The following is a 13446-nucleotide window of genomic DNA, read 5'->3' as shown; positions in this document are numbered from 1 at the left end:
TCAGGATGCCCGGCGCTGTGGCATGATTATCTTCAGGCTGGACTCCGCCAATCCGTGGTGACCTTCCATATCGACAACCAGATGCCAATGTCCGCCATGCGGAATGGCAAGTTTGATTGGCGACTTGCGAGCCACCCCGCCGACATATTTGAAGTCGAGAACTTCCGTAAATCGTTGAAAGTTTCCGGACGTCATCAGCCGCACGTTGGCAACGGCGCTGAGCGTCACCTCCACGAGTGCACCCGCCGGTTGCTCGTTGAGATCGTAATGAGTGAAGCGGAAAAGCGGTTTTAGCATGAGTGCAGTTCGGCTACGGGCTAGAGTGTCGATTGAGCCGTCATTGTCTCGTAGTCATCTTAAAAACTGCTTGATGACCCCGCTCCTAGATTTTGCTGAGCAATACTTATGGGCGCGGGCTAATCGGCGCCTTGCCTTCATGCCAGATGCTACCTTGATCTTGCATTCAAGATGCTGGTTCTCGGTTGAGCCATAGTGGATTTCGTTCCTGAGTTGAGCGGCTGCAAAGGCCCTCATCGCTGGCTTGTGTGATAAGAGCTTGTTCTTTCGCCCCGGCTCTGCCTTTTTGCGGCAATATAAGCACACCGATTCGTTTCATGGCTGACATGAGTTCGAGTCCGGTGACGATGTTCGCGAAGGAGAGTGCGATGGCGGACCCCAAGAACGGAATTTCGGAAATGCGGCCGCGGATCACCGTGATCGGTGTTGGCGGCGGCGGCGGTAACGCGATCAACAACATGATTGCGGAGAAGCTGGAAGGCGTAGAGTTTATCGCAGCGAATACAGATGCGCAGGTTCTTGCGACATCAAAAGCATCGCGGCGGATCCAGCTTGGTGCTCACGTGACAGAAGGTCTCGGCGCAGGCTCGTTGCCGGAAGTTGGTCGCGCGGCTGCGGAAGAAAGCATCGACGAGATCATGGATCATCTTGCCGGCTCTCATATGTGCTTCGTCACGGCTGGTATGGGCGGAGGCACCGGCACGGGCGCTGCTCCTGTCATCGCGCAGGCTGCACGCAATGCAGGCATCCTGACGGTCGGCGTGGTCACCAAGCCCTTCACATTTGAAGGCAACAGGCGTCTTCGCACGGCTGAAGGGGGTATCGAAGCCCTACGCGAGGCTGCCGACACCGTGATCGTAATCCCGAACCAGAACCTCTTCCGGATTGCCGATGCCAAGACGACCTTTGCAGATGCGTTTATGACGGCTGACCGTGTTCTTTATGCGGGCGTTGGCTGCATCACCGACCTGATCGTCAAGGAAGGCCTGATCAACCTCGATTTCGCTGACGTGAAGTCCGTTATGCGCGGGATGGGCCGTGCGATGATGGGGACGGGCGAGGCGGACGGTGATGGCCGCGCTTTGCGTGCGGCAGAAGCTGCTATCGCCAATCCTCTTCTCGACGATATTTCGATGCGTGGTGCAAAGGGCGTGCTGATTTCCATTTCCGGTGGCTCTGACATGACTCTGTTCGAAGTCGACGAAGCGGCCAGCCGCATTCGTGACGAAGTTCAGGACGATGCCGATATCGTTGTCGGCGCCATCTTCGATCGCGATCTTGACGGGCGTTTCCGGGTGTCAGTCGTGGCTACCGGTCTTGAAGGTTCACGCGCTGCTGCACAGCCCACCGGCCAGCCAATGCCGGACATGATCCCGCGCACCTTGCAGTAGTCTCTACCTGAATGACAGCCGGCGGCGCGTCCCGTGACGCGCCGTTTTTTTTGCTGTAAGCAAGGGATCAGACCAACCAGACAACGGTGCCGCGTGTCCGAGCCAGAAAGCCCTCCCAAGATCAATCGATCTGTGTTGTTGCAATTGATTGTGGGCTTGAGCGATGGTCTCATCCTCGTTGATAAGGGGGGCCAGATAACCTGGGCCAATCAAGCCGCGCTTGATATGCACCGTGTCGGCGAGCTCGCGGACCTTGGGAGCGACATCGGTGAATACCGCCGGCGCTTTACTCTGCGGTATCGGAACAATCATCTTCTGGAGCAGGGCCAATATCCCATCGAGAAACTCATCGCGGGAGAGACTGTCGATGACGTGACGGTTGAGATTTTTCCCGTGGAAACGCCGGAGACCGTGTGGGTTCACACGGTCCGCAGCCTTGTGATCGGTGATGATCCGGAGGATGCCGATCTTCTTGCGCTTATTATCCGGGACGAAACGCCCCGGTTCGAGGCTGAGGAACGGTTCGAGAGCGCCTTCAACGCCAATCCAGCTCCGGGTTTGATCTGTCGCCTTGAAGACCGCCGTTTTATCCGCGCCAACCTTGGCTTCGTGGAAATATCCGGTCATCCGCGTGAAGACGTCATTGGCCGTACGATCGACGAGATCGGTCTTTTTTCCGGTTGCGAAACGGGGGAAGACGCTCTCGAGAAGTTTAACGAGGGACGCTACATCCGCCAGCGCGAGGCGCTTTTGCCCACAGCCGACGGAGGCGATAGGCTGGTCATCGTTGCTGGCGAACCGATACAGGTGTTTGAAGAACCCTGCATGCTCTTTACCTTCGCCGATCTTGACCAACGCAGGAAAGCGCAAAACGCATTACGGCAAAGCGAGGAGCGTTTTTCGAAATCGTTTCGCCTTAGCCCGGCGCCGACGGCAATTTCGCGCCTCAAGGATTTCGTCTTCATCGAGGTCAACGACGCGTTCCTTCAGCTCTGCGAGCGAAAGGAAGAGGAGGTCATCGGCCGTAGTGCAGCCGAGCTTCATCTTTGGGAGGATATTGCAGCGCGGCGCACGCTTGAGCAAACCCTCAAAGACAACGGGCTCGTGCGAAACGAGCTTATGCGCATTCGATTGAAAGACGGAAGTTTTGCGGAATGCCAGGTCTCTGCAGAACGTGTCGAGATCAATGACAGTCAGTGTGTGATCTGGGCGCTGCAGGACGTGACCGAGCGTCGAAGAAGCGAAGCAGAACTGATTGAGGCCATTGAAAGCGTGATGGCCGATACATCCTGGTTCAGCCGCTCCGTTGTGGAGAGACTGGCAACACTGAAGCAGAAATCGACAGGTAGTGTCTCACGTGCGCAACTGCTCGACTTGACGGATCGTGAACGGGAAATCCTTGGGCTGATCTGCAATGGGTTGAGCGATGCGGAAATGGGCGAAACGCTTCACCTTTCGAAGAATACCATTCGCAACCACGTCGCATCTTTATACAGCAAGATTGGCGTCAATCGTCGCTCGGCCGCCATTATCTGGGCGAGGGAGCGAGGTTTCACTGGGACATCGCCGAAACGGCTGGGCAAACGAAAACCTGCATAGGATTGAAAGGTTGACCCAAGCGCCTTGTCCGCCGTCCTAGCAACGATATCTGGTCCCAGTACAATTGGTTTTGCTGGCGCATACGAACCGCATTCCCAGAAACTGATGCTGCCAGTCGACCTCGTTAGTTTTGTAAACCGAATTTCAGCTAAAAAAGGTTAAGACATACTAGTTTTTCTGGTATCTTCTTGCCTGCATTTGCCTTTCTCTCTTCCCTATTTTTCAAGCTACCAACGCAGTGGCAGCGGGGTCTTTCGGCCTTGCTCATGCAGAAGAATATTTGTTGAGAGAAGAGTTCGTCATGCTTTTTTCATTTCGGTCCACCCCATGCACGCCCACGCCATCTGCCGTGTCGACCTGCCAGGCCTTGCAGTGTTTGCTGGCCTATACGGAAGGACTCGAGGCGGCGCGGATCGAAGTTATCCCGGGGCCAGGATACGTGAAATTGACGGGTCACGTTCCCAGTTATGCGGCCGCCCGAATTGCGGCGGCCGTTGCTGGCGAGTTCTGTCTCAGCCGAGTCGTCTGTGAATTTCAAATTACATCGAATTCTATTGAAGGTTGTATAATCTCTTGAGATTGAACGATTTTTCATTAGGAGCGTTGAGGGCGCGCATAGTTCAACTTTCATTTAGACCAGAAAGGATCTTCCGATGAAGAAAATAATCAGCCTGGCATTGATCGCTGCAACGGCAGTCGGCTCCGCCGCCTTGGCGGAAACCACCCATCACAGCACGAAACGACATGCTGTGAAGAAGGAAACAGTCGCCAATGAGCCACGCGAGCGTGTCGGTACCTTGTCTTGCCAAGTTGCGGGCGGCATCGGTCTGGTGATCGCCTCGAAGAAGGACGTCACTTGTGAGTTTCGTCAGCGTACCGGCAAGATCGAGCGTTACACTGGTTCGATCGGAAAATTCGGTCTGGATGTCGGCATTACCGGCAAAACCTACATGACCTGGCTGGTCTATAACGTTCAGCCGACCCGTGTCGGTGATGACGCCTTGGCTGGCACCTATGTCGGCGCATCCGCAAGTGCATCGGCAGGCGTTGGACTGGGAGCTAATGCTCTCGTAGGCGGTAGCGGCAAGAACTTTGGCCTGCAGCCCCTCAGCGGTGAAGTGGGCACGGGCCTCAATGTTGCGGCTGGTGTTGCCCGCCTGCAGCTTCGCCCCGCCGGATAATGCGAAAGCCTCAGGATCGTCTTCGATCCTGATGAAAGGCTGATGATTGTGGCCATCGCGCGGCGCGTCCTCTGTCCATTTGGACACAGGGCGCGCCAATAGAAAAAGGCCCATCCGGGATTTCCTGGATGGGCCTTTTGCTTGTTTGCAATATTATTGAAGCGATGGGGACAAGATTTTGTCGATTGTGATTGGGAAACTCCGGATACGGTTTCCCGTCGCATGGAATATGGCATTGGAGACTGCCGCCGCTACGCCGACGATGCCAATCTCTCCAAGGCCCTTTACACCGATTGGGCTCGTCAGCTGATCTTCCTCTTCAACGAAGATGACTTCGATGTCATCAATATCTGCATGAGCCGGGATGTGATATTCCGCCAAGTTGTGGTTCATGATCTTTCCGATCCGATGATCGATCATACCCTCCTCATGAAGCGCCATACCTATCCCCATCACAACGCCACCGAGGATTTGGCTACGAGCGGTCTGGGGATTGAGAATTCGGCCGGCGGCGATGGCGCTGACAACGCGCGTCACTCTTGTTACGCCTAGCTGTTCATCAACCTTCACCTCAACGAAGACCGCCGAATGCGTGTAGCTGGAATAGCGTTTCATCAGGTCTTCATCTGGTTCGACCTTTCCAGTCTTCTCGATGAAGTCCAGCCCGTTGGCGCTCATGATGTCGTTGATGGCAAGGCCCATTTGGTGGTTTGCATCGAGTACCAAGCGTCCATCAACGATGGCGACTTGATCTACACCGACGTCTGCGAAGATGGAGTTAGACGTCTTCTGAGCGTAGGAAAGAAGGTCTTTCTTGACCTCCAGCGCTGCTGCCTGAACTGCTGAGCCGGTCGAGGCGGCCGTCCATGAACCTCCCTCAACACTTGTTTTTGGAAGGTTGGAGTCTCCAATTTGCACCTCCACCTGCTCCAGAGGCAAATCGAAGGCCTCTGCAGCGAGCTGAGCAACGATCGTATAGGTGCCGGTTCCGATATCGGAGGCGGCTGCCGCGACTGTGGCTTGCCCGTCTCTTGTCAGCTTGATTTTCGCCTGAGCCGGAGACAGACTTGCTTCCCATATCCCTGTGGCCATTCCCCATCCGACGAGGTCGTTTCCTTCTTTCATGCACCGCGGGGTGGACGAACGGCGAGACCAGCCAAAAAGCTCGGCACCTTGTCGATAGCAGGCATCGAGAGCTTTCGATGTTAGGTCTTTGTCTTCATTTTGATCCCGCTCGATGAAATTGCGTAGTCTCAGTTCGAGCGGGTCTATACCAACCACATAAGAAAGCTCGTCCAGTGCCGTTTCAAGCGCCGTTACCCCAGTCGCCGCTCCAGGGGCACGCATGTCACCAGGCGTAGACATATCCAGCTTCGCAAGCTTGTAGGTTAACGTGACATTGTCGCACCTGTAGGCCAACCCGGACCAGTTGACGACATTTTCCTGATAGTCCTCGTATGTCGATGTGGCATGCGTACAATGATGAAGGATCGCCTGGAGCGTGCCGTTTTCGTCTGCGGCGAGAGACACGGTCTGAATGCTCGATGGACGCCATGTCAGCGAAAACATTTCCTGGCGGCTCATTTCGACACGCACCGACCGGCTTAAATCAAGGCTTGCCATCACGGCGAAAAAAAGTTGATGTTTTGGTCGAAGTCCCTGGCCGAAAGCACCACCGATAAACGCATTTTTGACGGTAACCTTTTCAGGCTCAAGCCCAAACACGCCACAGATGTAGTCGTGACTATTCTGTGAGCCTTGTGTCTTATCGTGGATGGTCAACTGACCGTCGCTTTCCCAAATGACGGTACTGGCGAAGAGCTCCATCGGATTGTGGTGCTCGCCTTCCATGACGTAGTCGCCGGTAAATTTGAAAGCCGCATCGGAAAATGCCTGTTCGGCGGTTCCTCGCGGATCAGGCGGCGCAAGCGACTCCATTCGAACGACAGGCGGAACATAGCTGTCACCCTGTGCTCTCAGAAGGTCAGTTTGTGCGGAGTCCGCTTGATAGTCCACCGAGATTAAAGCCGCAGCATCTCTTGCAGATTCGAAGCTGGTTGCAACCACAAGGGCAATTGGCTGGCCATCAAAAAGAATTCGGTTGTTTTCAAGCGGCCGGAATGGATGGCCGGGAAGCGCAACCGCATCTTTCCATTCTTTATCGCTGTTGGTCGCCGATGGACGGTTCTCATGTGTGTAGATCTTCAGCACGCCTGGATAGCGCTCTGCGGCACTGGTCTCGATGCGAAGGATACGACCCGATGCGATCGTCGCAAGCAGAGCATAGCCATGTGCCAGTTCAGATTGAGTGTGTTCGGCGGCATAGCGGGCAGACCCCGTGACTTTCGCCGCTCCATCGATGCGCGGTGTCGCGCGTCCCACGGTTTTTGTGTGATGCAGCATGTTTCGGCTCCCCTGACGGGCATCAGCCTGAAACCACATGGATTTCGGCGTGATGCGGCTATTTGAAGAATGAGTGCGTCCTGGCTCATGGAGCCGAAAGGTTTTAGAATATTGCTTTGTGAGATTGTACCTGCGGCTGCCTCACACTTGCCTGCGTAAGTGCGCGAACGATCGTTTTTGCTGCCAGCCCAATCTTGAAGTCGTTCCCACCCTGGCCGATCGAGCCCGTCAAAAGCCGTGCCGCAAAGGCTCGAAAACTTTCTTCATTGGCAGGTGCTCCCGCAAACTCTGCCTCGGCCAGCGGATCGCGCCAGGGCTTGTGTGCCACGCCGCCCAGGGCAACCCGCAGCTCTGTTATCGTACCGTCTTGGATGTCGAGAGCCACTGCTGCCGAGACGAGGGCAAAGGCATAGGATAGTCTGTCACGGATCTTCAGATAACTGTGATGCTTGGCAAAATGATTGGCAGGAAGCCTGACCGCCGTTGCAAGCTCGCCTTTTTCCAGGGTGTTGTCCTTTTCGGGTTGATCACCTGGAAGTCGATGGAAATCCGCGAACGGTATCTCCCTTTTACCTTGCGCTCCCTGAACTTCAACGGTCGCATCCAAAGCGGCGAGGGCAACGCACATATCCGATGGGTGGGTCGCGATACAGTGCTCGCTGGCACCCAGGATCGCATGAATGCGGTTAACGCCACCAATGGCCGAGCACCCGGAACCGGGATCGCGTTTGTTGCATCGTGTTGAGGGATCATAGAAGTAGTAACAGCGGGTGCGCTGAAGGAGATTGCCGCCAGTGCTGGCTGCATTGCGCAACTGTGGCGACGCGCCCGCCAGGATTGCGCTGGAAAGAAGAGGATAACGTTCTTGAACAACCGCATCATAGGCAAGGGCGGAATTGCTGACCAAGGCGCCGATCCGCAGGGAGCCGTCGGCCGTTTCTTCAATAGCTTTTAGAGGAAGCCTGTTGATATCGATGACAAGGTCGGGATGCGTGACATCGTACTTCATGAGATCGACGAGATTGGTGCCACCTGCGAGGACCTGAGCTTGGGGTGTCGATGCCAGAGCAGTAACTGCGTCTTCCACTTTTTCGGGACGAAGATAGTCAAAGGGTTTCATTCGGCGGCCTCCTGAAGGCCTTGACGGCCGTAAAGTCCTGCGACTTCTTCGATGGCATCGGCGATATTGGTGTAGGCTCCGCAGCGACATAAGTTGCCGCTCATCAGTTCCCGGATCTGCTCACGGCTATGCGCGTGACCTTCTTTCAATAGCCCAACGGCGGAGCAGATCTGTCCTGGCGTGCAGTAGCCGCATTGGAATGCATCGTGATCGATGAACGCCTGCTGCATGGGATGCAGATCGCCAAGCGTACCGATGCCTTCAATCGTCGCAATCTCAGAGCCGTCCAAAGATATTGCAAGCTTAAGGCAAGCGTTCATCCTCTCGCCGTCGATCAGGACTGTGCAGGCTCCGCACTGACCATGGTCGCAGCCCTTCTTGGTGCCGGTCAGGTCCAGCGGTCCTCGCAGAAGATCCAGTAACGTGGTCCAGGGAGCAACGTCCAATGAATGGAATTTGCCGTTGATCGTCAGAGAAACCGGACAGAGTGTATCTGCGGGGGGAGTAGTGAAATGACTCATGATGATGCCGCCTCAATTAAAGGTTGATCGTGTAACGGAGCCCTCCGCCGTTTGTTCCTCAGACCGGTTAACGTGATTTGCGAAATAGCGCGTTGCTGGCAGGTTCTTAAGTTTCAAGCTGCGAGACGAAGAAGCTGAAAATTTACCGCTTAAGACGCGGGCGGTTGACTTATGCAAAACGAATTCGTTTGTTGCAGTCCTAAGAAGAATACCGACCCCAAGGATGCATGATCATGACCAGGTTGAAGTATCTTGCCAGCGCTGCTGCAATTTCCGTTTTATCCTTTAATACTGCCGCCGCAGCGCCTGTGGATCAACAAGGCGCAGAAAAGCTCAAGAAAGATCTTCTAAGCAGCCAGTATGTGGCGCCTTCCGTAAAAGATAGCGTTACAGTTCAACCGGACGGCAGTCGGTACAAGATCACCTATGATTTTGAAAGGTTTTTCAAAAAGCTAACCCTTCCCAACCTGACGCTGGATGAGGTTCAGCCGTTCATCAGCTTTGCGACCCCGCGGGATGACGGGCGCTGGCTTATCGAGGCCGACAACAAGCTGAGCTTTAAGGGCAAGTTCAGCCCGCCAGGTAAACCCGCGACCGACTTCACTGCGAACGTCGATTCAAGCAGCGCCAATGCGCTATTCGATCCTGCCTTGCACTACATTCGAAACGGCACCTTCAAACTGCAGGATCTCGGCGTCAACCTGGCAGAGGCAGACAAGCGCACCGCTTTCAAGATTGCAGGGATCAATTACGGCATCGATGTTAATGATACCGCTGACGGGTCCGCGCAGGCCCTTAAGACAACGGGCTCCATGAGTGACATGGTGGCGGAGGTTACTCAGCCTGGGCAAGCCTCGTTTACGATGAAGGCGCAGTCAGCTGAATTTTCCTCGCTTTTCGATGGTATCAAACTTCGCGTGATCAACGAAATCAGCAGTGCAATTTCCGCAAAGTCCGAAAAGCCCGCTGAGATGCAGCAAGAAATAAAGGAAGAGCTGCCGAAAGCTTTTCCTCTCTTGCAATCCTACAAGCAGGATTTCACGTTGAAAAACGTGTCTTTCTCTACCGCGGATCAGTCTTTAGGAGAAGTCTCGGCGTTGAGTTATGGCGCTTCTCTGGATGGCGCTCCCGAGGCGATGCGAATCGGTTTTTCAATCCGGTCTGACGGAGCATCTGTGGACAGCGCTATTTTGCCTCCAGCCTATGCAGGATTTGTTCCGCAATCCTTGAACGTCGAAGTGGCGATGCCGAACCTGAACTTTGATGCCTTTTGGCAGGAATTCAAAAAGCAGGACTGGAAACAAAAGGGAGATCAAGCCTCGGCAGCCGGTGATCGCGAGTTTCGCGCAATGTTGCCCGACGGTAGATTGCTCGTTGAATTTCCCAACGTTTCGGCCGTGTCCGATAGTTACGACTTTCAGATATCCGGTACCTTTTCCGGACGCTTTTTGAATGAAAAAGCCGAAGATGTGGTTGTCAAAGCAACGATCCTTGCGCGCGACATCGACAAGACGATTGCAGCCGTTCAGGCCGCGGCACAGCAAGATCCGAGGGCGAACAATGTTTCGATGGGGCTGATGATGGCGAAAGGCTTCGCCAAGACAGATCCCGACGGCCGGTCCCGCTGGGAAGTCGTTGCACAACCGGATGGCTCGGTCAGCGTCAATGGTCAGCAGCTCAAGGGACCTGATACGCCAGCGAAGCAGAACTAGTTCGGGCGTCTTAAGGTTTCACGAAAGGTTTTGGCGGGGAGGGCGTCTTTATTAGATGTCGACCGCCAAGCCTCTATTGGCCTGTCTAAGCTCGTGCAGTTTTATAGCGTTTATGATCAGCCGCGATGCAGTCTGAGATTGCCCAGACCGCGATCGCGGATCACCGATCATGGACGCCGGAAAGACTTCGATGTTTTAGTCCATCGTGTCGCGGAAACGTGACTACACATTGCCTCAGTGTCCGCTAGTTTCCTCGGCATAGGTTTTGTCGTGGAGGAGACTGCATGAACGAGCGTTTAACAGCAAAGGACTTTCCGCAGGAGCTCCTCGAGCTCTATGACTATTACGCCCATGGTCATTTGACCAAGCGAGAGTTTCTTGACCGCGCGGCGAAATATGCCGTCGGCGGTTTAACAGCCGCCGCAATTCTCTCTTCGCTGAGCCCGAATTATGCACTCGCGCAGCAAGTAGAATTCACCGATCCCGATATCGTCCCGGAATATATTGAATACCCGTCGCCGAACGGAAACGGCAAAGTGCGCGCTTATCTCGTTAAGCCAGCCGCTCTCAAGGGGAAGGCTGCTGCTGTCGTTGTGGTTCATGAGAATCGGGGCCTCAATCCCTACATCGAGGACGTGGCCCGCAGGGTCGCGAAAGCAGGCTTTATTGCGCTTGCTCCGGACGGCTTGACATCAGTCGGCGGCTATCCAGGCAATGACGAAAAGGGCAAGGAACTTCAGCAGAAGGTCGATCCGCAAAAGCTGATGAATGACTTTTTTGCCGCTGTCGAATTCATGATGAAAAGCGACATGACGACCGGCAAGGTCGGCATCACGGGCTTCTGCTATGGTGGTGGTGTGGCAAATGCAGCCGCTGTTGCTTATCCCGAACTGGCTGCTGCCGTGCCGTTTTACGGGCGTCAACCTGCTGCAGCCGACGTGCCACGCATCAAAGCCCCGCTGCTTCTCCACTACGCCGAACTTGACAAGGCGATTACCGATGGATGGCCTGCCTACGAGGCAGCATTGAAGGCGGCCGGCAAGACTTATGAAGGATACGTCTATTCCAACGTCAATCACGGCTTTCATAACGATTCAACGCCTCGTTATGACGAGCAGGCAGCTAAGCTTGCATGGGAGCGAACGATCGACTGGTTCAGGAAATATCTTATCGCCTGAGAACTATCTTGTCGCCTAATCGGCTGAAGCTCGGAGCAGCCCGTGAAGAGCTCCATGCCAGTTCGCATTAAAGGCTTGAAGCCCGAAAACGCTCTTGATTTTCGGGCTCTTATTCCAGCAGACGGAATATCCCAGCTAGCCCATAATTCTGTAGCCGATCGTTCCGGCTACAGCGACGGCAATAAGGACGCTAAAGATGGACCAAGCGACACGCTTGGTGGCATGGGTTGGTTGGAGCACGTTTAGCTTCGGCGAAGCGGGCGGAGAGATGGCATCTTTGTTGGTTTCCAGATATCGAGACATAACGGGTTCCTTCTTTTCATCACCTCAACGAGCGGTTGTCCGATGAGTTCCCTCAGGAAAAGGTGGAATGGTGCCGCTTCCTGCGACGAAGACGCAGAATGCATCTTTTTTCGTGCCATTGCGTTTCATGCTCAGCGACTGATCGATGCGATCGACGGTCTTAAGTCCAATGGCAGGAAATCGAAAGAAGGATGATCATGACAGAGATCAGGACGACGAACACGATCGGCGAAAGCGTTGACACAAGCAGTGATGTTCAACGACACCTTGCTGATCTGGAGCGGCAGGCTCTTCGAGATGATTTGCTCAAGAAGCCAGCATCTGGTGATGAGAGCGCAGAAAAAATGGTGGAGCTTGCTAAGCTTCGTGAGGAACTACAGCATCTTCGCGCCCGGATGACTCTCATAAAGGAACAGACCCGTCGAGCCGGGAAGGCGCATGCCGAATGGCTTGACACCAGCGCACATGAGCAGCTGGGCAACCATCCGTGGCTTAAGCTCTCTGGCGCGATGGCAGGGACGTTCCTTGTCGCTCGCATGTTGAGGGGCGTGCCAATCTTTACCCTGCTCTTGCCGCTTTTGCTTCCGCGTGGGCCGCGCCGCCGCTAACGCGCCGTGTGTTCGGAAATCGAGGCTGGGCTTCAAATGCGCCCAGACCTCGGCTTTAGCTTTGGAAATCCTACTGTGTCTTTAAAGATCGGAGTTTCGCTTCTGCATGTGTTTGCATTGACAGACTAGAGCCAGCCGGATTTCTTGAAGCGGATGAACAGGATGCCGCAGAGACTAAGAATGACTGCAAGCACGACGTAGTACCCATACTGGGTCTTGAGTTCAGGCATGTTTTCGAAGTTCATGCCGTAAATGCCTGCAATCGCAGTAGGGACCGCCGCGATTGCGGCCCAGGCGGCCAACTGCCTCGTGATCGTTCCCTGCCTCTGCTGCTCTAGAAGATTGCTTGCTTCGAACACCGATATGATGATGTCCTTCAGTCCGCTGGTCATCGTTTCGACCCGCACGACATGGTCATAGACGTCCTTGAAGTATTTCTTTGCTTCGGCATCGACGCAGGGCAGGTCCAAGTGCACGAGTTTGCCGCATACTTCTGTCATTGGGCCTAAAATACGCTGGAAGCGGATCACTTGCCGCCGGAGACGGAAAAGCCTTTTTATCTGCGAACGCTCGAGGAATGTATCGAGCATGTCCTGCTCCATCCCCAAAACTCGATCCTCGATCTTCTGAATGATCGGCAGGTATCCGTCGACGACAAAGTCCAAAATTCCGTGCAGCACATAGTCGCTGCCGTTCTTTAGGACCTGGGGCGCGGCTTCCAATTGCTTGCGAAGCTCCGCATAGCCGCGATCGGAGCCATGGCGAACTGTGATGACATGGTGCGGCCCGACGAACACAGCCGTCTCGCCGTAATTGATGATATCGCCTTCCAGGGTTGCCGTTTTAGCGATGATGAAAAGCTGGTCATCATAAATGTCTATCTTCGGCATTTGATGCGGGGAGGCTGCATCTTCAACGGCCAAGGAATGTAGACGAAACGTTTTCTGGAGGGAAAGAAGATCTTCTTCGCTTGGATCGTGCAGGCCGATCCATACAAATTCATTTCGAGCATCTGGTAACTTGTTGTCTTCTAAATCAAATGTTTCTGCTCTTTTTCCATCCCGGTAAAGATAAGCAGCAATCGTGCTCATGACGAAACTTTCAATGTTACAGCCCTCCTAAACGGCCTGTAT

The 13446-nt window shown here is 54.5% G+C and carries 12 protein-coding genes; 7 read left to right on the top strand and 5 right to left on the bottom strand.

What is annotated here, in order from left to right; all coding sequences use genetic code 11:
- A complete protein-coding gene (locus tag VQ830_RS04695; RefSeq protein ID WP_337266911.1) occupies positions 1 to 297 on the bottom strand; it encodes a DUF1883 domain-containing protein in 297 nt (98 codons plus the stop codon).
- 368 nt (positions 298 to 665) lie between these two features.
- On the opposite strand from VQ830_RS04695, the gene ftsZ reads away from it, so the two are divergent.
- The 3 genes from ftsZ to VQ830_RS04680 all read left to right on the top strand — a co-directional run bounded on the left by ftsZ (position 666) and on the right by VQ830_RS04680 (position 4468).
- Complete coding sequence (gene ftsZ / locus VQ830_RS04690; protein WP_337266910.1) at positions 666 to 1688, top strand: cell division protein FtsZ; 1023 nt, start codon at positions 666 to 668, stop codon at positions 1686 to 1688.
- Between the two features lie 93 nt (positions 1689 to 1781).
- The gene (locus VQ830_RS04685; protein ID WP_337266909.1) at positions 1782 to 3287 is read left to right on the top strand and encodes a PAS domain S-box protein; all 1506 of its coding nucleotides are present in this window, start codon (positions 1782 to 1784) and stop codon (positions 3285 to 3287) included.
- Positions 3288 to 3940: 653 nt separating this feature from the next.
- Entirely contained in the window at positions 3941 to 4468 is a 528-nt protein-coding gene (locus tag VQ830_RS04680; protein ID WP_337266908.1) for a DUF992 domain-containing protein, read from the top strand.
- 153 nt (positions 4469 to 4621) lie between these two features.
- Here the strand turns inward: VQ830_RS04680 and VQ830_RS04675 are convergent, their stop codons facing one another.
- The 3 genes from VQ830_RS04675 to VQ830_RS04665 all read right to left on the bottom strand — a co-directional run bounded on the left by VQ830_RS04675 (position 4622) and on the right by VQ830_RS04665 (position 8512).
- The gene (locus VQ830_RS04675) at positions 4622 to 6871 is read right to left on the bottom strand and encodes a xanthine dehydrogenase family protein molybdopterin-binding subunit (protein WP_337266907.1); all 2250 of its coding nucleotides are present in this window, start codon (positions 6869 to 6871) and stop codon (positions 4622 to 4624) included.
- 103 nt (positions 6872 to 6974) lie between these two features.
- Positions 6975 to 7991 (bottom strand): FAD binding domain-containing protein, encoded by a 1017-nt coding sequence (locus VQ830_RS04670; RefSeq protein ID WP_337266906.1) that lies wholly within the window; start codon positions 7989 to 7991, stop codon positions 6975 to 6977.
- A complete protein-coding gene (locus VQ830_RS04665) occupies positions 7988 to 8512 on the bottom strand; it encodes a (2Fe-2S)-binding protein (protein WP_337266905.1) in 525 nt (174 codons plus the stop codon). The genes VQ830_RS04670 and VQ830_RS04665 overlap by 4 nt, the downstream gene beginning before the upstream one ends.
- Positions 8513 to 8745: 233 nt before the next feature.
- On the opposite strand from VQ830_RS04665, the gene VQ830_RS04660 reads away from it, so the two are divergent.
- The 4 genes from VQ830_RS04660 to VQ830_RS04645 all read left to right on the top strand — a co-directional run bounded on the left by VQ830_RS04660 (position 8746) and on the right by VQ830_RS04645 (position 12313).
- Entirely contained in the window at positions 8746 to 10224 is a 1479-nt protein-coding gene (locus VQ830_RS04660) for a hypothetical protein (RefSeq protein ID WP_337266904.1), read from the top strand.
- A 284-nt stretch (positions 10225 to 10508) separates the two neighbouring features.
- Positions 10509 to 11402: a YghX family hydrolase gene (gene yghX, locus VQ830_RS04655; RefSeq protein ID WP_337266903.1), complete on the top strand. Its 894-nt coding sequence runs from the start codon at positions 10509 to 10511 to the stop codon at positions 11400 to 11402.
- Positions 11403 to 11456: 54 nt separating this feature from the next.
- The gene (locus VQ830_RS04650) at positions 11457 to 11648 is read left to right on the top strand and encodes a hypothetical protein (RefSeq protein WP_337266902.1); all 192 of its coding nucleotides are present in this window, start codon (positions 11457 to 11459) and stop codon (positions 11646 to 11648) included.
- Positions 11649 to 11902: 254 nt separating this feature from the next.
- On the top strand, positions 11903 to 12313 hold the full coding sequence (locus tag VQ830_RS04645) for a hypothetical protein (protein ID WP_337266901.1): 411 nt from the start codon (positions 11903 to 11905) through the stop codon (positions 12311 to 12313).
- A gap of 125 nt (positions 12314 to 12438) precedes the next feature.
- Here the strand turns inward: VQ830_RS04645 and VQ830_RS04640 are convergent, their stop codons facing one another.
- Positions 12439 to 13404, bottom strand: a complete 966-nt coding sequence (locus VQ830_RS04640; protein ID WP_337266900.1) for a magnesium and cobalt transport protein CorA — start codon at positions 13402 to 13404, stop codon at positions 12439 to 12441.
- Positions 13405 to 13446: the final 42 nt, after the last annotated feature.

It is taken from the genome of Oryzifoliimicrobium ureilyticum (assembly GCF_037199735.1).
In the GTDB taxonomy this organism is placed as follows: Bacteria; Pseudomonadota; Alphaproteobacteria; order Rhizobiales; family Rhizobiaceae; genus Rhizobium; species Rhizobium ureilyticus.
Note: the sequence above shows the minus strand (reverse complement) of the source record. Positions and strands in the feature narration are given on the sequence as shown.

Coding starts and splice junctions, on each gene's coding strand:
- VQ830_RS04670 (WP_337266906.1), bottom strand. CDS start 7,991: ATGAAACCCTTTGACTATCTTCGTCCCGAAAAAGTGGAAGACGCAGTT.
- VQ830_RS04645 (WP_337266901.1), top strand. CDS start 11,903: ATGACAGAGATCAGGACGACGAACACGATCGGCGAAAGCGTTGACACA.
- VQ830_RS04640 (WP_337266900.1), bottom strand. CDS start 13,404: ATGAGCACGATTGCTGCTTATCTTTACCGGGATGGAAAAAGAGCAGAA.
- VQ830_RS04680 (WP_337266908.1), top strand. CDS start 3,941: ATGAAGAAAATAATCAGCCTGGCATTGATCGCTGCAACGGCAGTCGGC.
- VQ830_RS04665 (WP_337266905.1), bottom strand. CDS start 8,512: ATGAGTCATTTCACTACTCCCCCCGCAGATACACTCTGTCCGGTTTCT.
- yghX (WP_337266903.1), top strand. CDS start 10,509: ATGAACGAGCGTTTAACAGCAAAGGACTTTCCGCAGGAGCTCCTCGAG.
- VQ830_RS04650 (WP_337266902.1), top strand. CDS start 11,457: ATGCCAGTTCGCATTAAAGGCTTGAAGCCCGAAAACGCTCTTGATTTT.
- VQ830_RS04695 (WP_337266911.1), bottom strand. CDS start 297: ATGCTAAAACCGCTTTTCCGCTTCACTCATTACGATCTCAACGAGCAA.
- ftsZ (WP_337266910.1), top strand. CDS start 666: ATGGCGGACCCCAAGAACGGAATTTCGGAAATGCGGCCGCGGATCACC.
- VQ830_RS04675 (WP_337266907.1), bottom strand. CDS start 6,871: ATGCTGCATCACACAAAAACCGTGGGACGCGCGACACCGCGCATCGAT.
- VQ830_RS04660 (WP_337266904.1), top strand. CDS start 8,746: ATGACCAGGTTGAAGTATCTTGCCAGCGCTGCTGCAATTTCCGTTTTA.